16 protein-coding genes and 1 pseudogene are annotated in these 23,435 nt (G+C 70.9%); 14 read left to right on the top strand and 3 right to left on the bottom strand.

Translation table 11 applies throughout. The features are described from left to right. Positions 1 to 123 precede the first annotated feature (123 nt). The gene (locus tag AB0N14_RS04550) at positions 124 to 1,101 is read left to right on the top strand and encodes a 2-oxoglutarate and iron-dependent oxygenase domain-containing protein (protein WP_366024196.1); all 978 of its coding nucleotides are present in this window, start codon (positions 124 to 126) and stop codon (positions 1,099 to 1,101) included. A gap of 26 nt (positions 1,102 to 1,127) precedes the next feature. Here the strand turns inward: AB0N14_RS04550 and AB0N14_RS04545 are convergent, their stop codons facing one another. After that, positions 1,128 to 1,544, bottom strand: a complete 417-nt coding sequence (locus tag AB0N14_RS04545) for a PLD nuclease N-terminal domain-containing protein (protein ID WP_366024195.1) — start codon at positions 1,542 to 1,544, stop codon at positions 1,128 to 1,130. A 191-nt stretch (positions 1,545 to 1,735) separates the two neighbouring features. Here AB0N14_RS04545 and AB0N14_RS04540 point away from each other — a divergent pair, with 191 nt between their 5' ends. The 11 genes from AB0N14_RS04540 (at position 1,736) to AB0N14_RS04490 (ending at position 17,640) form a co-directional block, all read left to right on the top strand. Then, positions 1,736 to 3,193, top strand: a complete 1,458-nt coding sequence (locus AB0N14_RS04540) for a menaquinone biosynthesis decarboxylase (RefSeq protein ID WP_366024194.1) — start codon at positions 1,736 to 1,738, stop codon at positions 3,191 to 3,193. Further along, positions 3,190 to 4,092: a menaquinone biosynthesis prenyltransferase MqnP gene (mqnP, locus tag AB0N14_RS04535; RefSeq protein WP_366024193.1), complete on the top strand. Its 903-nt coding sequence runs from the start codon at positions 3,190 to 3,192 to the stop codon at positions 4,090 to 4,092. The genes AB0N14_RS04540 and mqnP overlap by 4 nt, the downstream gene beginning before the upstream one ends. 200 nt (positions 4,093 to 4,292) lie before the next feature. Next, positions 4,293 to 6,632 (top strand): glycosyltransferase family 39 protein, encoded by a 2,340-nt coding sequence (locus tag AB0N14_RS04530; protein WP_366024192.1) that lies wholly within the window; start codon positions 4,293 to 4,295, stop codon positions 6,630 to 6,632. Positions 6,633 to 6,780: 148 nt separating this feature from the next. Continuing rightward, positions 6,781 to 7,470: a UbiX family flavin prenyltransferase gene (locus AB0N14_RS04525; RefSeq protein WP_366024191.1), complete on the top strand. Its 690-nt coding sequence runs from the start codon at positions 6,781 to 6,783 to the stop codon at positions 7,468 to 7,470. A 106-nt stretch (positions 7,471 to 7,576) separates the two neighbouring features. Beyond that, on the top strand, positions 7,577 to 8,032 hold the full coding sequence (locus AB0N14_RS04520; protein WP_200418719.1) for an Lrp/AsnC family transcriptional regulator: 456 nt from the start codon (positions 7,577 to 7,579) through the stop codon (positions 8,030 to 8,032). Positions 8,033 to 8,073: 41 nt separating this feature from the next. Beyond that, complete coding sequence (mqnE, locus tag AB0N14_RS04515; protein WP_366024190.1) at positions 8,074 to 9,237, top strand: aminofutalosine synthase MqnE; 1,164 nt, start codon at positions 8,074 to 8,076, stop codon at positions 9,235 to 9,237. A gap of 8 nt (positions 9,238 to 9,245) precedes the next feature. Beyond that, positions 9,246 to 9,770: a GNAT family N-acetyltransferase gene (locus AB0N14_RS04510; RefSeq protein ID WP_366024189.1), complete on the top strand. Its 525-nt coding sequence runs from the start codon at positions 9,246 to 9,248 to the stop codon at positions 9,768 to 9,770. A 106-nt stretch (positions 9,771 to 9,876) separates the two neighbouring features. Next, a complete protein-coding gene (locus tag AB0N14_RS04505; RefSeq protein WP_366024188.1) occupies positions 9,877 to 10,176 on the top strand; it encodes a DUF4229 domain-containing protein in 300 nt (99 codons plus the stop codon). Between the two features lie 39 nt (positions 10,177 to 10,215). Continuing rightward, positions 10,216 to 10,905 carry a TetR/AcrR family transcriptional regulator gene (locus AB0N14_RS04500; protein WP_366024187.1) on the top strand — a complete coding sequence of 230 codons (690 nt, stop codon included), beginning with the start codon at positions 10,216 to 10,218 and terminating at the stop codon, positions 10,903 to 10,905. 327 nt (positions 10,906 to 11,232) lie between these two features. Then, entirely contained in the window at positions 11,233 to 17,280 is a 6,048-nt protein-coding gene (locus AB0N14_RS04495; RefSeq protein WP_366024186.1) for a DNRLRE domain-containing protein, read from the top strand. Positions 17,281 to 17,355: 75 nt separating this feature from the next. After that, positions 17,356 to 17,640, top strand: a complete 285-nt coding sequence (locus AB0N14_RS04490) for a hypothetical protein (RefSeq protein ID WP_366024185.1) — start codon at positions 17,356 to 17,358, stop codon at positions 17,638 to 17,640. A 4-nt stretch (positions 17,641 to 17,644) separates the two neighbouring features. Here AB0N14_RS04490 and AB0N14_RS04485 read toward each other — a convergent pair whose 3' ends face one another. Together AB0N14_RS04485 and AB0N14_RS04480 are read right to left on the bottom strand one after the other, a co-directional pair. Further along, positions 17,645 to 18,517 (bottom strand): MaoC/PaaZ C-terminal domain-containing protein, encoded by an 873-nt coding sequence (locus tag AB0N14_RS04485; protein WP_366024259.1) that lies wholly within the window; start codon positions 18,515 to 18,517, stop codon positions 17,645 to 17,647. Next, a pseudogene (locus AB0N14_RS04480) lies at positions 18,517 to 19,814 on the bottom strand (3-oxoacyl-ACP reductase). The gene AB0N14_RS04485 and the pseudogene AB0N14_RS04480 overlap by 1 nt, the downstream one beginning before the upstream one ends. Before the next feature lie 84 nt (positions 19,815 to 19,898). Here AB0N14_RS04480 and AB0N14_RS04475 point away from each other — a divergent pair. Both AB0N14_RS04475 and AB0N14_RS04470 read left to right on the top strand, forming a co-directional pair. Beyond that, entirely contained in the window at positions 19,899 to 21,188 is a 1,290-nt protein-coding gene (locus tag AB0N14_RS04475; RefSeq protein ID WP_366024184.1) for an acetyl-CoA C-acetyltransferase, read from the top strand. A 207-nt stretch (positions 21,189 to 21,395) separates the two neighbouring features. Then, the gene (locus AB0N14_RS04470) at positions 21,396 to 23,333 is read left to right on the top strand and encodes an AMP-dependent synthetase/ligase (protein ID WP_366024183.1); all 1,938 of its coding nucleotides are present in this window, start codon (positions 21,396 to 21,398) and stop codon (positions 23,331 to 23,333) included. The last annotated feature ends 102 nt before the right edge of the window (positions 23,334 to 23,435 follow it).

Here is a 23,435-nt window from a genome sequence, read left to right as displayed (position 1 = left end):
GCTGCTGTGAGCTGTACCCAGAAGTGAGGTATACCCAGACCACCGTTGAAAAATGGGGAGTTGATTCGTACCGGAGCGCATGATGACCGTCTGGTTGCGAAAGTGTGCGGAATGAGGACGACGATGACCGAGGCCCTGACCGATCCCCGTATCCCCACCATCGACCTGCGGCCGTGGCTGCACGGCGAACCCGCCGCCCGCGCCCGCATCGCCCGCACCGTCGACGAAGCCCTCCAGAGCGCGGGATTCCTGCTGGTCACCGGCCACGGCGTGGACCCGTCCCTACGCACCCGGATCCGCGAGGCCGCGCGGACCTTCTTCACACTGCCGGTGGAGGTCAAGGAGAAGTACGCGGCCCGCGTCGGCGGGCGCGGCTGGCTCGGCCCCGGCACGGAGGCCAACGGCTACGCGGAGGGCACCGAGACACCGCCCGACCTGAAGGAGTCACTGACCTTCGCGACGCAGGAGCCGTTCGAGGACCCGGAGATCGACGCGGAGTGGTACGCGCCGAACGTCTGGCCGGCCGAGGTGCCGGAGCTGCGCGGGCTGTGCGAGGAGTACCTGGCGCGGATGGCGGAGCTGGAGAACCAGCTGCTGTCGCTGCTCGGCGAGGCCCTCGGCCTGGAACCCGACTTCTTCACGCGGCACATGGCCCGCCCCACCTACGGCTTCAACATCAACTGGTACCCGGGTACGGACGTCATCGGCGAGCCGGAGCCGGGCCAGTTCCGCATCGGCCCGCACACCGACTTCGGCACGGTCACGATCCTGGACCGGCAGGCGGGCAGGGGCGGCCTGCAGGTGTGGACGGACGAGGGCGGCTGGGAGGACGCCCCCTACGACCCCGAGGCGTTCACCATCAACATCGGTGACCTGATGGCACGTTGGACGGGTGACCGCTGGCGCTCGGGCCGTCACCGCGTCCTGCCGCCGCCGGTGGACGCGCCCGCCGAGGAGCTGATGTCCCTTGTCTACTTCGGCGAGTGCACCCCGGGGACGGTCCTGGAGTCGGTTCCGGCCCCGGTGGGCAGGGTGGCGTACGAGCCGGTGGACTCGCATGTGTACCTGCGGGAGAAGCTGGACTCGATCACGGTGAAGTGAGGACCACTGAAGCGGCCTGAGTTCCGTCAGTCGGCCGTGGGCCCCTCGCCCCGCTCCCGGCGCCGCAGCTCCTCCTCGCGGCGGCGCAGGTCGGCCTCCCACTCCTTCAGCAGGGCCTCGTCCTTCTTGTTCTCTTCCTTGAGGGACCTCAGGAACTCGGGATTGTCGTCGGGTGCGACGAAGGTGGTGCGGTGGTTGCGGTGCCACTCGGAGGGCGTCGAGCCTCCCCCGGAGGGGGCACCCCCAGCCGGGACGGGCCCGCGGTGCTTGCCCGCCACCAGCCAGGCGATCGGGCCGACCAGCACCTCGCCGAAGAGCAGGATGATGATGACCCAGACCACCTTGGGCAGCCCGCGCACCTGCTCCTCGGGGGTGTTCAGGCAGTCGATGAAGGCGTATATCCACAGCGCCAGGACCAGCAGGAAGGGCAGATACCTGAACATGGTGGTGCGATCCCCCAGGAGACGGCGACGGGGCGTGCGACGGGCCCCGGTGACGGGGTCAGGGTAGCGGGTGGCCGCTGTGCTGTTCCGGGGGCCGCTGCGCCCACAGCCGCTCCGCGGCGGGCCGGACCCCCGGCCGAACCGACGGGGCGCCCGAAGTTCTGAAGCGGCTCTCGGCAATACTGGGACGCATGGCTTATGACGATCTTCGGTCCCTGCTCCGGGCGCTGGAGCGCGAGGGAGACCTCAAGCGCATCAAAGCCGAGGTCGACCCCTATCTGGAGGTCGGGGAGATCGTCGACCGGGTGCAGAAGTCCGGCGGTCCCGCGCTGCTCTTCGAGAACGTGCGCGGGTCGAGCATGCCGCTGGCGATGAACGTCTTCGGCACCGACCGGCGGCTGCTGAAGTCCCTCGGCCTGAAGTCGTACGACGAGATCTCCGAGAAGATCGGCGGCCTGCTGAGGCCCGAGCTGCCGCACGGGTTCGTCGGGGTGCGCGAGGCCTTCGGGAAGCTCGGCGCGATGGCGCACGTGCCGCCCAGGAAGGTCAAGCCCGACAGCGCGCCCGTCCAGGAAGTCGTGCTGCACGGCGACGACGTCGACCTCGACACCCTGCCCGCCTTGTTCACCTGGCCCAAGGACGGCGGCTCCTTCTTCAACCTCGGGCTGACCCACACCAAGGACCCCGAGACCGGGATCCGCAACCTCGGTCTGTACCGCCTCCAGCGCCACGACAGGCGCACCATCGGCATGCACTGGCAGATCCACAAGGACAGCCGCAACCACTACCAGGTGGCGGCCCGGCGCGGGGAGAGGCTGCCGGTCGCCATCGCCTTCGGCTGCCCGCCCGCCGTGACGTACGCCGCCACGGCGCCGCTGCCCGGCGACATCGACGAGTACCTGTTCGCCGGGTTCATCGCGGGCAAGCGGATCGAGATGGTCGACTGCAAGACGGTGCCGCTCCAGGTCCCGGCGAACGCCGAGGTGGTCCTGGAGGGCTGGCTGGAGCCCGGCGAGATGCTGCCGGAGGGGCCGTTCGGCGACCACACCGGCTTCTACACCCCCCAGGAGCCCTTCCCGGCGCTGACGATCGACTGCGTCACCATGCGCCGCCGCCCGCTGCTCCAGTCGATCGTCGTGGGCCGCCCGCCGACGGAGGACGGACCGCTCGGCCGCGCGACGGAGCGGTTCTTCCTCCCACTGCTGAAGATCATCGTGCCGGACATCGTGGACTACCACCTGCCCGAGGCGGGCGGCTTCCACAACTGCGCGATCGTCTCGATCGACAAGAAGTATCCCAAGCACGCCCAGAAGGTGATGCACGCCATCTGGGGCGCACACATGATGTCCCTCACCAAGCTGATCGTGGTCGTCGACTCCGACTGCGACGTCCACGATCTGCACGAGGTCGCCTGGCGCGCCCTCGGCAACACGGACTACGCCCGGGACCTCACCGTCGTCGAAGGTCCCGTCGACCATCTCGACCACGCCTCGTACCAGCAGTTCTGGGGCGGCAAGGCGGGCATCGACGCCACGAAGAAGTGGCCCGAGGAGGGCTACACGAGGGACGGCGGCTGGCCCGACATGGTCCTGTCCGACCCCGATACGGCGGCGAAGGTCACCCGCCGCTGGAAGGAGTACGGCCTGTGAGCAGCGCCTCCGCCGCGATCCCGCAGCCCGGACGCACCAAGGCGTTCCTGCGCCTTGTGATGATCGAGCACTCCGTCTTCGCCCTGCCCTTCGCGTACATCGCCTCGCTGACCGCGATGTACCAGTGGGACCGGAACATTCACTGGGGACGGCTGCTCCTCGTCACGGTCGCCATGGTGGGGCTGCGCACCTTCGCCATGGCCGCGAACCGGATCATCGACCGCGAGATCGACGCCCGCAACCCGCGCACCGCCCAACGCGAGTTGGTGACCGGCGCGATGACGGTGCGGCACGCGTGGACCGGTGCCCTGATCGCACTGGTCTTCTTCCTGGGCGCCGCGGCCCTGCTCAACCCGCTGTGCCTGGCGCTCGCCCCCATCGCGGTGATCCCGATGGTGGTGTACCCGTACGGCAAGCGGTTCACCAACTTCCCGCAGGCCATCCTCGGCCTCGCCCAGGCGATGGGCCCCATCGGCGGCTGGCTGGCGATCAGCGGCAGGTGGGACTGGGACGCGGTGATCCTCGGCCTGGCCGTCGGCATCTGGATCGGCGGCTTCGACCTGATCTACGCCTGCCAGGACGTGGAGACGGACCGCGAGATCGGCGTCCTGTCGGTGCCGGCCCGCTTCGGCATCCCGGCGGCCATCCGGGGCGCCCGCGCCTGTCACGCCGTCACGACGGCACTGTTCGTCTGGTACGCGGTCGTCACCGGCGCCGGCTTCTTCTTCTGGCTGGGCCTGGTGATCGTGGCGGGCGCCTTCCTCTACGAGCACACGATCGTCCGCCCGCACGACCTGACCCGCCTGAACCGGGCCTTCTTCAGCGTCAACGGGTTCATCGGCATCGCCCTGTTCATGTGCGCGCTGCTGGATCTGCTGACGCGCGGGCTGACGCTCTGAAAGCTGTGGAGCTCAAAAGCTGTGCGTCCACTGTGTTATTCATGTGGGCGGAGTACGTACAGGGCTGGTAATGGGCGGCACTTCGCGGATTGAAATGCCGTCCGGTCGGGTCAAAGAATCGTCCTGATTCTGGCGAGAATCTTCTTGAAACGGGCCTCTTCGGTGGGGCGGGCGCGCCCTGTGCCCCAAGACTGCTGTGCATGGCTACGACAGTCCTCACCCCGCCCACCGGTGCCGTTCGCCGCGCGCCGTGGCGTTCGCCGGCGGATCAGCCGGCATACGCGCGCCCGGCGCTGCTGGTCATCATCGTGCTCGCCGCCGTGCTCTACGCATGGGGCATCGACCACAGCCAGTACCACACCTTCTATGCGAACGCCGTCCGCAGCATGACGGAGAGTTGGAAGGCTTTCTTCTACGGCTCTTTCGACCCCGGGAATTCCATCACCCTCGACAAATTGCCGGGATTCCTGTGGCCGCAGGCGCTTTCCGCCCGCATCTTCGGATTCCATCCGTGGGCGCTGATCCTTCCCCAGGTCCTCGAGGGGGTGGCGAGCCTGCTGGTCCTGCACCGGCTGGTACGCCGCTGGGCGGGCGTGAACGCGGCGCTGATCGCCTGCACGGCGTTCCTGCTGACCCCGGTGGCCGTGGGGCTCTTCCGCACCGCCGTCGAGGACCCCGCCTTCACGTTGTGTCTGCTGCTGGCGGCCGAGGCCACCCAGCGTGCCGCCCGGGACGGCCGGCTGGGCCCGCTGGTGCTCGCCGGTGTGTGGGTCGGGCTCGGCTTCCAGGCCAAGATGCTGGAGGCGTGGGCGGTGCTGCCCGCGCTGACGCTGGTCTACCTCCTCTCGGCGCCGATCACGCTGCGGAGGCGGCTGGCGCACCTCGGCGTGTCCGCGGTGGTGATGACCGCCGTGTCGGCGTCCTGGATGCTCGCCGTCACCCTCACCCCCGCCAAGGACCGGCCCTACGTGGATGGCACCACCAACAACTCCGCGTTCAGCATGGTGGTCGGCTACAACTTCCTGAACCGCTTCTCCTCCCTCGGCATCAGCGCGGCCTCCACGGGCAGCGTGAGCGCCACGCAGGGCGGCGGAGGCGGTCGGGGCGGCCCGTGGCAGGGAGCAGGCCTGGGGCAGGGAACCGGCCTGGGGCAGGGAGCAGGCCTGGGGCAGGGAACCGGCCTGGGGCAGGGAGCAGGCCTGGGGCAGGGAACCGGCCTGGGGCAGGGGGCAGGCCGGACGGGCGGCACCTCAGTCGGCGGGGGCACCCAGTACCGCCGTACCGGGACGCGGGACGCCCTGGGAGCCGGGACGAACGCCGTGCACCGGACCGGCGGCCGGGGCGGTGACGAGAACGGCTGGTCGAAGATGTTCGGTACGTCACTCGCCTCACAGACCGGCTGGCTGTACCCGATCGCCGCCGTCGCCGTCGTCTGCGGTCTCTTGTGGTGCCGGGGCAGGCCACGCACCGACCGGACCCGTTCCGGGTTCCTCCTCTGGGGCACGTGGCTGACCACGTACTTCCTGGTGTTCAGCGCGGGCAGCGTCGCCGGCCACACGTACTACATGGGCGTGATCGCCGTACCGCTCGCCGCGCTCACCGGGGGCGGCGTCGCGCTGATGTGGCGCGCCCACCGGGCCGGCGGCCGTCGCGCATGGGCGCTGCCGGGCGCGGTGGCGGCGACGGCGGCGTGGAGTGCGTACCTCGCCGGCCAGTTCCCGTCGTTCCTGCCGTGGCTGGCGCCCGCGGTGGGCGTGCTCGGGCTCGGCGCCGTCGTCCTGCTGGTGTGGGCCCGTCCGGGTCGTACGCCGTCCGGCGGCCGGCTCGCCCTCGCCGGGCTGGCGGCCTCCCTCACGGCGGTGCTGCTCGCGCCGAGCGCGTGGGCGGTGCAGGTGTTCAGCCCCTCCTACAGCAGTTCCGGCATGGGCGCGGTCGGTCCCTCCGCCACGAACCGCGGCCGCGGCTCGGTGATCTCGGCGGCCGGCCGGACGGGCCGACCGGCCTGGGGCGGCGGCGCGACGCGCGGCACGAAGGCGACCCGCGGCGGCATGGGCGGATTCGGTGGCGGCGGATTCGGTGGCGTGGGCGGCTTCGGCGGCTTCGGCGTGGAGGGCGGACTCACCGCGGCCCAGCGGAAGGTGCTCGACTACGCCACCGCCCACCAGGGCTCGGCCGCCTACGTGTTCGCCACCACCAGCTGGAACGGCGCGTCCCCGTACATCCTCGCCACCGGTGCCCACGTCCTGCCGCTCGGCGGCTTCAGCGGCAGGGTGCCGTTCCCGACCGAGGCGCAGTTCCGGGAGCTGGTCGACACCGGCAGGGTGCGGTACGTGCTGCTGGGCGGTGGCCGCGGCACGGGCGCCCTGTCCGGCGGCGGTGGTGGTGGGACGACGGCCACGGCGCGGATCACCGACTGGGTCCGCTCCGCCTGCACCCCCGTCCCGGCCTCGGCGTACGGCGGCACGGACTCCGCCGCCCCGGGCACGTCCGGTGGAGCGGCCTCGGCCCAGACGCTGTACCGGTGCACGCCCGGCCACTGACCGGCCCTCCCGGGACGGCCCCTCCGCTCGCGGGCGGAGGGGCCGTTCGCATGAGCGGGTTCCGGTACCGGGCGAGGAGGCGGCGGGGGCTCCGGTAACGGGCCCCTTGGCCCGTTCCTGCCCCGCGGCGCCGGATAGGCTCGGTGTCGTGAACCCAGTCAAGCCAGGAGAGACGCCGCGTACGCCTTGGATCGTAGGGGTGTCCGGCGCCTCCGGCACCCCGTATGCCGCCGCCGTGCTGCGCGGACTCCTCGCCGCGGGCGAGAGCGTCGATCTCGTCGTCTCCCGTGCCTCGCGGCTCACCCTGCTCGACGAGACCGGGATCGCCTTCCGGGACGCCCACTGGCGGGAGGACCTGCGTGAGTGGCTGGGACGGGGCGCCGACGGAAAGCCCGGGACGTTCGTGGTCGACGTCGACGGAGACCGCGTGCGGCACTGGGGCGCCGGGGACCTGGCCGCCGGGCCGTCCTCCGGGTCGTACCCGGTGAAGGGCATGCTGATCGTGCCCGCGTCCACGGCGTGTGTGGCCGGGGTCGCGCTCGGGCTGTCGAAGGACCTGTTGCAGCGGGCCGCGAGCGTCACGCTCAAGGAGGGGCGGCGCCTGGTCGTCGCGGTACGGGAGACCCCGCTCGCCGGGCAGACCCTCAAGCAGCTGGTGGCGCTGGACGAGGCGGGCGCGGTCGTGCTGCCCGCGTCGCCGGCGTTCTACGCGGGGGCCACGCACATCCAGGACCTCGTGGACTTCGTCGCGGGGCGGGTGCTGGACGCGGCAGGGGTGCCGCACCGGCTGTACCGCCGCTGGGAGGGCGAACTCGGCGGTTCCCGGCCCGTCCGGTGACCGTCGGCACCCAGGAGCACCGGGCAGTAGCAGCACAGCACCACTCATCACTTCAGGAACTCTGCAGATCTCTCATCGGATCTCTTCACCGGAAGGCTTCGATCGCATGGACGCGGTGGACAGGCAGCTCATTCAGGCCCTGAGGGAGAACGGCCGGGCCTCCTACGCGGAGTTGGGGCGCCTCGTCGGCCTGTCGGGACCGAGTGTCACCGACCGCATCAACCGTCTGGAGGCGGCGGGCGTCATCACGGGTTACCGCGCCACGGTGGACGCTGCCTCGCTCGGCCTCGGAGTGACCGCCCTCATCGGCATCTCGCTCTCCGACGCCGCCGACCACGAGGACGTGGCGCGCCGGCTGAAGGACCTGCCCGAGATCGAGGACTGCTGGTTCATCGCCGGCGACGACTCCTTCATGCTCAAGGTGCGGGCGACGGACGTGGACGGCCTGGAGAAGATCATCCGCCGGCTGTCGGGCACCAAGGGCGTCTCCCGGACCCGTACCACGATCGTTCTGTCGACGAAGTGGGAGAACAGGGTCGGGGACCTGCCGGAACAGGCGTAGGGCTACGGTTGACGGAGTCTGTCTCAGAAAGAGGTATCCGCATGGACGTCGGGCTCAAGCGCGAGCTGGAGGACAAGGTCCGCTCCGGTGAGCGGCTGACCCGTGAGGACGGCATCGCGCTGTACGAGTCGGACGACCTGGCCTGGCTGGGCGGCCTCGCGCACGAGGTGCGGACGCGTAAGAACGGCGACGTCGTGCACTTCAACGTCAACCGTCACCTCAACATGACGAACGTGTGCACCGCGTCGTGCGCCTACTGCTCCTTCCAGCGCAAGCCGGGTGAGAAGGACGCGTACACGATGCGCATCGAGGAGGCGGTGAACCTCGCCAAGGCGATGGAGTCGGAGAACCTCACCGAGCTGCACATCGTCAACGGCCTGCACCCGAACCTGCCGTGGCGCTACTACCCGCGGTCGCTGCGCGAGCTGAAGAAGGCGCTGCCGAACGTGTCGCTGAAGGCGTTCACGGCGACGGAGATCCACCACTTCGAGACGATCTCCGGTCTTTCGGCCTCCGAGATCCTGGACGAGCTGATCGACGCCGGTCTGGAGTCGCTGACCGGTGGCGGCGCGGAGATCTTCGACTGGGAGGTCCGGCAGCACATCGTCGACCACCGGACCCACTGGGAGGATTGGTCGCGCATCCACCGCCTGGCGCACGAGAAGGGTCTGAAGACCCCGTGCACCATGCTGTACGGGCACATCGAGGAGCCGCGCCACCGCGTGGACCACGTGCTGCGCCTGCGTGAGCTCCAGGACGAGACCGGTGGCTTCCAGGTCTTCATCCCGCTGCGCTACCAGCACGACTTCGTGGACATGAAGGACGGCAAGGTCCGCAACCGTCTCCAGGCCCACACGCAGATGGCGACGGGCGCGGAGGCCCTGAAGACGTTCGCCGTCTCGCGCCTGCTCTTCGACAACGTCCCGCACGTCAAGGTCTTCTGGGTGATGCACGGCGTCCAGACCGCGCAACTGGCCCTCCAGCACGGTGCGGACGACATGGACGGCTCGGTCGTCGAGTACAAGATCACGCACGACGCGGACAGCTTCGGCACGCCGAACAAGCTGACCCGTGAGGACCTGCTGGAGCTGATCCGCGACGCCGGGTTCCGGCCGGTGGAGCGGAACACCCGGTACGAGATCATCCGGGAGTACGAGGGCCCGGACCCGGCGCGCCGGGAGCAGCCGCAGCCGATGAGGGTGTGACCCGGCCGGTGGCTCTCGATTTCACGCTCGACCCCGCCATGACCCCCGCCCTCCGCGACGGGATCCTCGACCTCTGGGTCGATGTGACCAACGCGGGGGGAGCCGTGGGGTTCGTGGCGCCGGTCACCCCGGACGCGATACGCCCCGAGCTGCTGAAGCACCTGATGGCCATGAGCGAGGGGCGCAGCCGGCTGCTCGTCGGGCAGGACGAGGACGGGCGGGTGGCCGCGACCGCGTTCCTCACCTTCAACACGCACCGCCTGATGACCCACTGGATCTGGCTCTACACGGTCATGGTCCACCCGCGGCACCAGGGCAGGGGCTACGGGCGTGACCTGCTGGCCGCCGCCGCGGACGCGGCCCGCGACCTCGAGGGCATAGAGGCCATACGGCTCACCTGCCGCGGCGGCCTCGGCCTGGAGCGGTTCTACGGCTCCTGCGGCTACAAGGAGGTCGGCCGGGTCCCCGGGGCGATCCGGGTGGCCCCCGGGGACGATCGCGACGACATCACCATGCTGCTGCCGCTGGGGTGAGCAGGGTCGCGCGCACCCCGCTGCAAGATCGGGTCCCCGGCGTGCTTCACTGGACGGTGCCCTTTGGGAACGTTCGGAACGGATCGGAACGGAAGAGTGGATTGAGATGCTCCGATACACGCTGATGCGCCTCGGTATCCTCGTGGGCTGCCTCGTGGTCGTCTGGGGCCTCGTCTACTCGGGTATCGCCCCGCGCGGCCTCGGCGACTCCAACGGCCTGTGGATCATCCTGCTGGCCCTGGTGATCTCGGCGCCGATCAGCTTCGTGGTGCTGCGCAAGGAGCGGGACCGGGCGTCGATGCAGATCGTGCAGCGGGTGGACCGCATGAAGGAGAACCTCGAGGCGAACCGCAGCCAGGAGGACGTGGCCGACGACACGGCACGGGCGCAGGGGCAGACTTCCTGAAAGGCCGTGGCACCGCGGGCTGACCGTAGTCTTGCCCGCATGGGTTCCGTGAAGACCAAGCGGATGCCGCGGGCCGTGCGGGAGCAGCAGATGCTCGACGCCGCCGTGAAGACCTTCGGGCAGCGCGGCTACATGGCCGCCTCGATGGACGAGATCGCCGAACTCGCCGGTGTGTCCAAGCCGTTGGTGTACCTGTACCTGAACTCCAAGGAATCTCTCTTCAGCGCCTGCATCCGCCGCGAGGCCGCCACCCTCATCGAGGCGGTCCGCTCCGGAGTCCGGCCCGGGACCGGCGCCGACCGCCAGCTCCGGGAAGGGCTCCAGGCCTTTTTCACGCATACCGCGCGGAACCCGGACGGCTGGGCCATCCTGCACCTCCAGGCCCGTACGCACGGTGAGCCCTTCGCCGCCGAGGTGACCGCGATGCGCGAGGAGATCGTCGCGTTCGTCACCCAGCTCATCGCCGTCGCGGCACGTGATGGGGGTACCCCCTGCTCGAACGGAGGTGAGAGCTTGGGGGACCACCGCGACCGTGACCTGCCCGAGAACGAGGTCGCCGGGCTCGCCGAGGCCCTGGTCGGGGCCGCCGAGTCGCTCGCGGCCTGGGCCAACGTCACTCCCGGTGTCTCCGCCCGGCAGGCCGCGGCGACCCTGATGAACTTCGCCTGGGCGGGGCTGGGCAACCTGATGGAAGGGCGGCCCTGGACACCACCGATCACGGTTTCGTAAAGGATCGACTCGGTTTTCGTGTGTTTTCCGCGGGGGCCGCGTAAGAAATCGGTGCCTGATCGGTTACCGCTTGTCCGGATTGCCTACGGCGATTGCCTGAGCGACTCACAGTTCGGCGGGTCATGAACAGGTCAAGTCCTTTGTGAACAAGGGACTTGAGCGAAACCTGAGGGCGGATTCGCCCTGGTCAGCGGGGCCTCGTTCACCTGGATGACAACTGACTCCCTTTACCTCACTCCCCACTCGGGGGTGCGTCCGCATCCCTGACAGGTTGTTGGAGGGGTGTTGAAGAGACACAGCCTGTGGCGGGTGGGGTCGCCGCGCAGAGTGAGCCGCCTCAGACGGACCGCCCTCGCGGTGGCCGCGGTGCTGGCGGCGGAGACGGCGCTGGTGTCACTGGGCACGGGGGCGGCCTTCGCGACCGATTCCGGTCCGAGGGAGGCGGTCACGGCGTCGAAGCCCAAGCCGGCCGCCTCGTCGGCGGACTCGGTGGCGTCGGCCATGCTGACGGCCCGGACGCAGAAGCGGAAGATCGAGGTGCTGTCGGCGCGCACCACGGACACGACGACGTACGCGCTGCCCAGCGGGGAACTACAGACGGAGGCGTACGCCGGACCCGTCCGGGTGAAGCAGGACGGGCAGTGGAGGGACATCGACACCTCGCTGTCCGACACCGGCGCCGATCTCACGCCGGACGCCGCGGCGGCGGCCATCGCGGTGTCCGACGGCGGGGACAAGCAGCTGGCGTCGGTGACCAAGGGCAAGGAGTCCTTCGGGCTGGGCTGGGAGGACAGGCTGCCCGCGCCGAAGGTGAAGAACAGCACCGCCTCCTACGATCTGGGCAGCGGCCGGACTCTGTCGGTCACCGCGCTGGCGCAGGGCTTCTCGGAGAACCTGACGCTCACTCAGCAGCCGGAGGGTCCCGCTCAGTACCGCATCCCGCTGGACCTGGACGGACTGAAGCTGTCCCAGGCCCGCTCCGGCCACCTGCTGCTCAAGGACACGAGCGGCAAGCTGGTCGCCGAGGCGCCGGCGCCGATGATGTGGGACTCCAGCAAGGACGCGGCGTCCGGCGAGTCCGCCCACCAGGAGCGGGTCGCGACCAGGGTGGAGACCGCGCCCGACGGCTCGCAGACGCTGGTGCTCACCCCGGACAAGCACTTCCTGGCCACCGCGACCTACCCGGTGACGGTCGACCCGACCACCACGCTCGCCGTCACCACCGACACCTGGCTGCAGAACCCGGACTACACCGACTCGCAGATCTCCTCGCAGGAGCTGAAGTCGGGTACGTACGACTCCGGCACGGACACGGCCCGTTCGTATCTGAAGTTCGACACTTCGGCGTTCAAGGGCAAGCACATCACGTCGGCGCTGATGTCGCTGTACAACTACTACTCGGCGACCTGCTCCACCTCCGGCGCCGCCACCCAGGCCCGCCGGATCACCTCCACCTGGTCGTCGACGTCGATCACCTGGGGCTCGCAGCCGTCGACCACCACGACCGGCGCGGCGAACAACACCGGCCACTGGGGCTACTCCTCGTCCTGCCCGGCGAACTGGTCGAACTGGAATCTGCAGAGCATCGTGCAGGCGTGGGCAGACGGCTCCGCCAACTACGGCCTGCAGATCCGCAGTGCGGACGAGACCGACTCCACCACCTGGCGGCGCTTCCGCTCGGCGAACTACACCACCGCCGGGTACGCGCCGAAGATGGTGGTGACCTACAACTCCTACCCGTCCGTGCCCAGTTCGCTGGCGATCTCCCCCTCGCAGGTCAACGCCTACAACGGCAACCGGTACGTCACCTCGCTCACCCCGAGCCTGTCGGCGAAGGTGACCGACCCGGACGGGTCCACCACCAAGGCCCAGTTCGAGGTCACGGCGGATCCGGCGTACGCGGACACCACCTACTCGTACACCGGCACGTCCTCGTCGGTGGCCTCCGGCTCGACGGCCAAGCTGACGATCCCGTCCGCCTCGGCCCTCCCGGCGGGCGCGCACCTGCGCTACCGGGTCCGAGCCTACGACGGCACCGACTACGGCTCCTGGTCGGGCTACACGACGTTCGTGCTGAACACGGCCGCGCCCGCCGCTCCGACCGTCTCCTGCGCCACGTACGTCGAGAACGGCTGGACGGCCAAGGCGGACTCCGCCGTCTCCTGCACGCTCGACACCTCCTCGTCGGACGGCGCCGGCTACTACTGGGGTCTGGACGACAGCACCCTGCCGAACAAGAAGCTGGACACCACCGACGGCAACGGCGGTGACGCGCTCACCGTCTCCATCGACCCCGCCAACGGCTGGCACACGCTCTACGCCCGCACGATCGACTCCGGCGGCAACCTCTCCACCGCCACCACCAAGTACTCGTTCGGCGTGGGTGCGGACGGCGCGGCGATCCTCGCCCCGCAGGACGGCGACACCACCGCCCGCCGGCTGACCCTGTCGGCGAAGGGCATGACCTTCTACACCGGGGTCACCTGGCAGTACCGGCGCGGCGAGACCGACGGCTGGCACACCGTACCCGTGGGTGACGTCACCGCTTCCGGCAACGCCGTGTCCTCCTGGCCGGTCCCCGTCACCGACGGCAGCGCGACCAAGCTGGTGTGGAACACCGTCAACTCGCTGGCCGAGGACGGTGTGATCCAGCTGCGGGCCGAGTTCACCGACGGCATCAGCACCGGGCACTCGCAGACCGTCGACGTCACCCTCGACCGCGACGCCGGCACCGCCCCGACCGCCGAGGCCGGCCCCGGCACGGTGAACGAACTCACGGGCGACTACACCCTGTCGGCCACCGACGCCTCGGCCTTCATGGCCGACGTGGAGCGCACCTACTCCTCGCGTGCCAACGCCAACGACAGCGAGGGCCAGGCGCAGATCTTCGGCCCCGGCTGGACCTCCGCCGTCGACGCCGCCGACAGCGAGTTCACGCAGATCCGCAAGACCTCCGCCACCTCGGTGGAACTGCTCAGGGCGGACGGCAGCTCGGTCGCCTTCACCGCGACCAGCTCGGGCGGCTGGCAGCCGGAGACCGGCGCCGAGGGCCTGACCCTGGCGGGCACGCTGTCCGGCACGAAGTTCACGCTCACCGACACCGACGCCAACACCACCGTGTTCGCGAAGCCGGCGGCCGCCACGCCGACCTGGACGCTGTCCTCCTCCGCCACCCCGGTGAGCGACTCGACCGTCACCACCGTCTCGGAGACCGTCACCTCCGGCAGCCAGACCCTGGCCCGCCCGAAGTACGTGATCTCCCCGACGACCGGGGTCACCGCGACCACCTGCCAGACCGCCCCGTCCACCAAGGGCTGCCGGGTCCTGGAGTTCGTCTATGCCGACACCACCACGGCCACCGGCTCGTCGTTCGGCGACTACGCGGGCCAGGTCAAGGCGATCAAGCTGTGGGCCACCGACCCGGGTGCCTCGGCCGCCACCGCCGAGACCGTCACCGACTACGCGTACGACTCCTCCGGCAAGCTCCGTCAGGTCTGGGACCCGCGCATCAGCCCCGCGCTGAAGACGCAGTACACCTACGACTCCGACGGCCACGTCGCCACCCTCACCAAGCCCGGTGAGCTGCCGTGGACCTTCACCTACGGCAAGGCCGGCTCGGCCCTGACCGCGGGCTCCGGCATGCTGCTCAGCGCCTCCCGCCCGGCCCTGGCCGAGGGCAGCGCGAGCACCACGTCGGGTACGGCGACCACCACGGTCGTCTACGACGTGCCGCTGTCGGGCAGCTCCGCGCCGAACCAGATGGACGCGAACACGGTCGCCACCTGGGCCCAGGAGGAGGCACCGACCGACGCCACCGCCGTCTTCCCGGCGGACAGCGTCCCGTCCTCCAGCACCGGCAGCGACCTCGCGTCGTCCGCCTACGGCCGCGCCACCATCACCTATATCAACGCCGACGGCGAGGAGACCAACTCCGCCACACCCGGCGGCTCCATCACCGCCACCGACCACGACGAGTTCGGCCACGAGGTCAGCAGCCTCACGGCCGCCAACCGCGCGCTGGCGCTGGGCGGGGACGCCGACGAGCTGGCCGAACTCGGCCTGACCGACCTGTCCACCGCGGACCGCGCACGGCAGCTCGCCACCGTCTCGGAGTACTCCACCGACGGCAAGCGGCTCCTGGACGAGTACGGTCCGCTGCACCAGATCACCCTGTCCGGCGAACTCAAGGGAACCAGCGGCACCCTGGCCGCAGGCACCCTCGTACCGGCCCGCTCGCACACCGCGTACACCTACGACGAGAACCGGCCCAGCGACGCTGCGGTCTCCGACCTGGTCACCAGCACGGTGACCGGAGCCACGGTCGCCGGCTACGCAACGGACGGCGACACCCTCACCGTCACCAACACCTACGACTGGTCGACCGGCCGACAGAAGTCCCAGCAGGGCGGTACCACCACCGACACGGTGACGTCGTACGACACCTCCGGCCGGGTCGCCACGACCCGCACCGCAGGCTCCTCCGGCTCCGACGCGGACACCCTGACGTACACCTACTACACCGCCGACGGCTCGGGCACCTGCGGCGCCCGTCCCGAATGGGCCGGACTGCTCTGCACGACCGCGCCCGCGGCCGCCATCACCAACGGCGGCAGCAACCCGACCGACGCGGTCGCCACCACCTACACCTACGGCCGCTGGGGCCAGACGGCCACCAAGGCCGAGACCGCGAACGGCGTGACCCGCACCACCACTGTCACCACGGACAGTGCGGGCCGCACCGTCAAGAGCGCCATCACCGGCGGCATCGGAACGGCGATCCCCGCCACCACCCTCACCTACGACCAGAACAACGGGCAGATCGCCACCCAGTCCTCGGGCAGCCAGACCGTCGCCTACACCTACGACCAGCTCGGCCGGCTCCTGACCTACAACGACGGCGCGGGCAACACCACCACCAGGGCCTACGACGTCCTCGACCGGACCGTGAAGACCGCCGACTCGGCGCCCTCCACCGTGACGTACGCCTACGACACGGCGGGCAACGTGAAGAGCCTGACCGACTCGGTCGCCGGCACCTTCACGGGCACGTACGACGCCGACGGCATCCTCAATTCCGAGAGCCTGCCCGGTGGTTACAACCTGGCCATCACCACCGACACGGCCGGCAACCAGACGGGCCGGGAGTACACCACCTCCGACGGCACCAGCGTCGCCGCCGACACGGCCGAGTACTCGGCCATCGGGCAGCAGCTCGGTCACACCCAGACCGACGGCCCGAGCATCGACTCCGCCTACGCCTACGACAGTGCCGGACGCCTCACCCAGGCCACCGACAGCAGCGGCACCGGATGCACCACCCGTGCCTACGGCTTCGACGGCAACAGCAACCGCAGCTCGCTGAAGACGACGTCGGACGACTGCGACAGCAGCACCGACGACGCCACCACGGTCACCACGTCGTACGCCTACGACTCGGCCGACCGCCTGGTGAACAGCGGCTACGCGTACGACGCCTTCGGCCGCACCACCACCAGCGGCAGCACGGCCCTGTCGTACTACACCAACGACCTGGTCGCCTCGGAGACCGTCGGCTCCACCCGCAACACCTGGAGCCTCGACGCCGCCTACCGGCCGGGCCTTCAGACCACCTTGACCCAGGGCACGGACGGCACCTGGACCGACAGCACGAAGGTCACCAACCACTACGGCTGCGGCTGTGACAGCCCCACGTGGAACGCGACCGGCAGCGGCATCAGCCGCGACGTCCGGGACCTCATGGGCGACCTGGGCGCCATCACGTCGGCGAGCGGGGACGTAGTCCTGCAGCTCTCCGACATACACGGTGACGTCACGGTCCAGCAGCCCCTGGACACCACCAAGTCCAGCACGGTCCAGTACTACGACGAGTACGGCAACGCGCTGGACACCACCGTCGGCGGTACCTACGGATGGCTCGGCGGGTACCAGCGCTCGTCCAACACGCTCAGCAGCGTGGTCATGATGGGCGTCCGCCTCTACTCCCCGGCCACCGGCCGCTTCCTCACCACGGACCCGGTCTACGGCGGCAACTCCGACGCCTACACCTACCCGGGTGATCCGGTGAACGACCTCGACCTGACCGGGCAGCTGAAGTTCTCGGCACACTGGTGGGGCGTGCGCATCCGGCTCAACAAGAGCGAGACGAAGCACGCCGAGAACTACGCCTGGTGGGCACAGAAGGCGGCCACCATCGCCGCGTTCCTCGGAGCCGGCACCAACGCCGTCGCCGACTGGCTACTGATCGACATCGCCGTGATCGAACGCAGGGCGAAGTGGGCCATCAAGGTCCACCACTGCCTCGAACTGCACTGGCCCTGGGCGTACCCGGGCTTCATTCCCTACACCTACTGGGGCAAGAAGAACGGCTGTAAGTAAGCCGGACGAACACTGAGCGGGTGGCGGAACGGGGCTTTCCCGTCCCGCCACCCGCGTCACACATGAGAGGTACCGATGCTGATCATCCAAATACTGCAGGCGGTGTTCGTCGTGGCCCTGCTCCTCGCGGCGGGGACGCGCCCGACGAGCCGCCTCCTCCTGTGGGCCGCCGTGGGATTCGCGGCGAGCCAGATCCTCACCTCGGGGAACGTCTCGCCGGCCGACACGTTCTTCAGACTCTTCATCGCGGTGTCCGCCGTGGCAGCGCTCGACAGCTGGAAGGCCGAACGCGAGTGGCCGATCTGGACGGCCGGTCCCGCCGCCCTGCTGAGCGGCTTCCTCGTCGGCTGGGTGGCCTGACGCCTCAGGTGGTGAGCGGGAGCACCCGTCCCTCGAGGTGCACCCTCCCCCGCTCTCGGCTTCGCTCGAGCGGGGGCACCCCCGTCCCGCTCCGCAGCTCGAACCGCCCATGCCCGTCCGCCGCGTAGGTCACCGTCCCGGGCAGCAGCACCGGAGCCCGGAACTCGGCCCGCACCCGCACCGCCTCCGGCGCCCCGTGCGCGGCGAGGCAGCGGGCCACCGTCCACATGCCGTGCGCGATGGGCCGCGGGAAGCCGAACAGGCGGGCGGTGAGCGGGTGCATGTGGATGGGGTTGCGGTCGCCGGACACGGCGCCGTAGCGCCGGCCGACGTCTCCGGCCAGGTGCCACTCGGCGACGGCGGGCAGGGGCATGTGTTCCGCTCGTTCGGCGGGACTCCCCGCCGTGCGGTGCCGTGCCAGATACGTGCTCGTCGACTCCCATAGGACGTCCTCGCCGACCCGCACCTCGGTGACCACCGAAGCCTCGGTCCCGCGCCGGTGCGGCGCCAGTCCGCCGATGTACACGGCGAGTTCGTACTCCCCGGTGACCGCCGGCGCCCGGTACCGGGTGATCTCGATCGAGGTGTGGACGAGGCCGAGCAGCGGCAGCGGGAAGCCCAGGCCGCTCATCAGTCGCATGGCCAGCGGGAAGCCCAGCACGTGCGGATAGGCCAGAGGCAGTGCGTCGTCGCCGGTCGCGAATCCGCACACGCGCTCGTACGCCGCGAGCCGCGCGAGGTCGATGCGCAGGGCGGGCAGGACGAGCCGGTCGCGGGGGAAGTCGGCGTCCGGACGGGGGCGTTTGAAGGGGGACAGCAGGGCGCCGCGGGCCAGGAGCGGCCCGAGTGCGGGGGGTCGGGCGAGGACGACGGACATCACGCCCCCAGCAGGCTCTGGCCGCAGACGCGAACGACCTGCCCGTTGACCGCGCCCGACGCCGGGTGCGCGAGCCAGGCCGTGGTCTCGGCGACGTCTGCCGGAACACCGCCCTGCGCAAGGGAGTTCATCCGGCGCCCCGCCTCACGGATGAACAGCGGGATCGCGGCCGTCACCTCGTCTCGATGAACCCGGGCGCGACCGCGTTCACCGTGACTCCGTGGTCGGCGAGCGCACGCGGCGCGAGGGAGTGGACCAGGCCGACGACGCCCGCCTTGGCGGCGCCGTAGTTCGTCTGTCCGGCGTTTCCGGCGAGCCCCGCGATCGACGCGGTGGCGACGATGCGTCCACCCCGCTCGATCGTCCCGGTCTTCAGCAGCGCGTCCGTCGTCCGCAGCACGCTCGCCAGATTGACGTCGAGGACCGAACTCCACTGAGCCGCAGGCATGTTGACCAAGCGCAGGTCGCGGGTGATCCCCGCGTTGTGGATCAGCACGTCCAGGCCGTCCGGGAGTGCGGAGGCGATGCGCTCACCCGCGTCGGCGTCGGCGATGTCGAGCGCGAGGGCCCTGCCGCCGAGCCGTTCGGCGACCGACCGGGCCTCCTGCGCGGCCTGCGGTGTGTCGAGTACGACGACCCGGGCCCCGTCCCTGGCCAGCGTCTCCGCGACCGCCTCGCCGATGCCGCGGGCGGCGCCGGTGACGAGAGCGGTGCGGCCGGCGAGGGGGCGGTCCCAGCCGGCGGTGGCCTCTGTGGAGGTTCCCACCTCGATCAACTGGCCGCTGATGTAGGCGGACCTGGGGGAAAGGAGGAAGCGCAGGGTCGACTCGGCGGCGGCGTCCGTCAGCCGGACGAGATTCACGGTCCGCCCGCGCCCGATCTCCTTGCCGAGCGAGCGCACGAACCCCTCCAGCGCCTGCTGGGCGGCGGCCTGGTGGTGGTCGGTGGGGTCGAGGGGCGAGCCCAGGACGACGACCCGGCCGCTGCTCGCTACCGACCGCACCACAGGGTGGAGCGCCGCGTGCACCTCGGCGAGCGATTCGACCTCCCGCACGCCGGTGGCGTCGAGGACGACGGCGGCGGGGTTGTCCCGGCCGGGTGTGAGCCCCGTACGGTCGAGAACGGGAGCGAGGTCCAGGTCGGCCTTGCCGGCCGTGAGATGGAGCAGCGGACCGGACAGGGCCGGCCGCCCGGGCGACCAGCGCTGCAGGGGCGCCGGCTGCGGCAGCCCCAGGCGGCGGGTCAGGAAGCGGCCGGGCGTGGTGCCGGTGAAGCGCAGATAGCGGTCGGTCGTCATGGCAGCTCCCTGCTCGCCCCAATGCTTACTCCGGAGTAAGGTTACCTGCGGTAAGGCTACGTCACCGGTGAGGAGCAGGTCGAGATGAGCAGTCCCCTCACGATCGGGAAGGTCCGGCGGGTCGCGGTCGTCGGCGGCAGCCGCATTCCCTTCGCCCGCTCCGACGGCCCGTACGCCACCGCCTCCAACCAGCAGATGCTGACCGCGGCGGTCGACGGCCTGGTCGAGCGGTACGGCCTGGACGACCCCGGCGCGGTCGGCGAACTCGTCGCCGGGGCGGTCCTCAAGCACAGCCGCGACTTCAACCTCGCCCGCGAGACCGTCCTGGGCTCCCGACTTCACCCCCGCACCCCCGCGTACGACATCCAGCAGGCCTGCGGCACCGGCCTCCAGGCGGTGATCGCCGCCGCCAACAAGATCGCCCTCGGGCAGACCGAGTCCGCGATCGCGGGCGGCGCCGACACGGCCAGCGACGCGCCGCTCGGCGTCAACGACCGCCTGCGCCGCATCCTCCTCGAGGCCCGCCGCGCGAAGTCGCCCGGCGCCCGGCTGAAGGCCCTGGCGAAGATCCGCCCCACCCATCTGATCCCGGACATCCCGCGCAACGCCGAACCCCGCACCGGACTGTCCATGGGCGAGCACGCCGCCGTCACGGCCCGCGCCTGGGGCATCACCCGCGAGGCGCAGGACGAACTCGCGGCGACCAGCCACCAGCGGCTGGCGGCGGCGTACGAACGCGGCTTCCTGGCCGACGTGGTGGTCCCCTTCCGGGGCCTGGAACGCGACCAGAACCTCCGCCCGGACTCCACCCCGGCGAAACTCGCCCGCCTCAAGCCGGTGTTCGGCGCGGACGGCCCGGATCCGACCATGACGGCGGGCAATTCGACCCCGCTCACGGACGGCGCCGCGGTGGTTCTGCTCGCGAGTGAGGAGTGGGCGCGGCGGCGGGGCCTCGAACCGCTGGCGTATCTCACGGCGTACGAGACCGCGGCCGTCGACTTCGTCCGCGGGGATGTCGCGGGCGGCGAGGACGGCCTGCTGATGGCGCCGGCGTACGCGGTGCCGCGCATGCTCGAGAAGGCCGGACACGGCATCGAGGACTTCGACCTCGTCGAGATCCACGAGGCGTTCGCGTCCCAGGTGCTGGCGACCCTCGCCGCCTGGGAGAAACGGGGTCTCGCCCCGGTGGACCGCGCCCGGCTGAACGTGGCCGGGTCCTCCCTGGCCACCGGCCACCCCTTCGCCGCCACGGGCGCCCGGATCGTGGCGACGATCGCGGGGCTCCTGGCCGAGCGGGACACCCCCTCGCGCGGCCTGATCTCGATCTGCGCGGCCGGCGGCCAGGGCGTCACGGCGATCCTGGAACGCCCCTGACGGCACCTCAAACCCGTACGGCAAGGCCTGCACAGCCCCGTCCCCGGACCATCCCCGAACCCGCACAGCCTCCCCACGCGGGCGCCGTACGATCGCGGTCCTGACCGACGGTAACAGCGAGCCGCTGCCGCAGGTGAACATATCGGTGCGCACCGCGCGTACCTATGCAGCACAGCAGTGTGTAGCTGCAGGCCCCAGGAGCTGCCCATGCCCATCTCGTACTCGTCCGCGCCCGTGCCCGCCGCGCCCGTCGCCCTCGATCACGACGGCCGCCCGGTGTTCGTGGAGCCGGAGACCCGGCGGCTGAACGGGGAGGTCCGGGAGGCCTACGTGCCGCCGCTGGTGCCGCCGGTGACCCACGGCTCGCTCGCCGACCTGCCGTTCGAGAACGCGAGCGAGGCGCCCGGCCACCGGGTGCTGAGCCGCCGGGACGCGGGCGGCGGCTGGACGGATGTGACGGCGGCCCAGTTCGCCGACCAGGTGCTGGCACTGGCGAAGGGACTGATCTCCGAGGGCCTGATGCCGGGCGACCGGATCGCGGTCATGGCGCGCACGACCTACGAGTGGACGCTGCTCGACTTCGCGGCCTGGGCGGCCGGCCTGGTCACGGTCCCCGTCTACCCCACCTCGTCGCTGTTCCAGACCCGCTGGATCCTCCAGGACTCCGGCGCGGCGGCCCTGATCACGGAGACGGTCGGCCAGGCCGCGGCCATCGGCCCGGAACGCCACCGCCTGCCCGACCTGCGCCACGCCTGGGTGATCGAGAAGGGGCACGTGGAGCGGCTGGCCGAGCTGGGCGCGGCGGTCCCCGACCAGGAGGTGACCGTCCGCCGGGGCGTGCTCGGCCCGGACACCCTCGCCACCCTCGTCTACACCTCGGGCACGACCGGCCGCCCCAAGGGGTGCGCGCTGACACACGGCAACTTCCTGGCGGAGGTGGACAACGCCACCCAGCTCCTCCACCCGGTCTTCCACGCCAGGACGAGCGAGGAGCCGTCGACGCTGCTGTTCCTGCCGCTGTCGCACGTCTTCGGCCGTATGGTCGCGGTCGCCTGCATCCGCGCACGGGTACGGCTCGGGCACGGGCCCAGCATGAAGGCGGAGGACCTGCTGGCCGACCTGGCGAGCTTCCGGCCGACCTTCCTGCTGGTCATCCCGTACATGCTGGAGAAGGTCTTCAACAACGCCCGGGCGGCGGCCGAGCGCGGCGGCCGGGGAGCGCTGTTCGACCGCGCGGCCTCGGTGGCCCGCCGCTACGGCGAGGCGCTGGAGGCCCGGCAGCACGGCACCGGCCCCGGCCCGAGCCGGGCCCTGAAGGCGGCCCGCGCCTTCTACGACCCTCTCGTCTACCGCCGCATCCGCGGCGCCCTGGGCGGCCGGCTCCGCCATGTGATCAGCGGCGGCTCCCCGCTGGGCACCCGCCTCGCCGCCTTCTACGCGGGCGCCGGCATCGAGATCTTCGAGGGCTACGGCCTGACGGAGTCGACCGGCGCGGCCACCGTCACGCCCCCGCTCAAGCCCCGGCTGGGCACGGTGGGCCGGCCGCTGCCCGGCACCCGGGTGCGGATCGCGGCGGACGGGGAGGTGCTGCTCTCCGGCGGGCAGGTCTTCCGCGGCTACTGGGACCCGCACGCGGGCGGGGTCATCCCGGCGACCCTCGACGGCTGGTTCCCGACGGGCGACATCGGCCGCCTGGACGACGAGGGCTACCTCACGATCACGGGCCGGAAGAAGGAGATCCTGATCACCGCGGGCGGCAAGAACGTGGCGCCCGCCCCGCTGGAGAACTGGCTTCGCTCCCACCCCCTGATCTCGCAGTGCCTCGTCATCGGCGACGGCCGCCCCTATGTCTCCGCCCTCGTCACGCTCGATGCGGACGGCGTCACCCACTGGCGCCGGATGAACGGCAAGCACCCCGTCCCGCCGGAGCTGCTGGTGGGGGACGAGGAGCTCGACGCGGTCCTGCAGCGAGCGGTGGACGAGGCCAACAAACTCCTCTCCCGCCCCGAGTCGATCCGCCGCTTCGCGGTCCTGCCCGTGGACTTCACCGAGGAGGCCGGGCATCTGACGCCGTCGATGAAGCTGCGCCGTGAGGCGATCATGCGGGACTTCGCCCGGGAGGTCGAGGAGCTGTACGCGCCGTAGGGCCCGTACGCGCCGTAGGGCCCGTACGCGGCGCAGGGCCCCTACGCGCAGTAGGGTCCGTGTGTCACGCCCCCGCCGGCGACGGATCTCACCCGTTCGCAA

Origin of the sequence: Streptomyces sp. NPDC051104, assembly GCF_040682835.1 — a bacterium.
GTDB classification, from domain to species: Bacteria; Actinomycetota; Actinomycetes; order Streptomycetales; family Streptomycetaceae; genus Streptomyces; species Streptomyces cynarae.
Note: the sequence above shows the minus strand (reverse complement) of the source record. Positions and strands in the feature narration are given on the sequence as shown.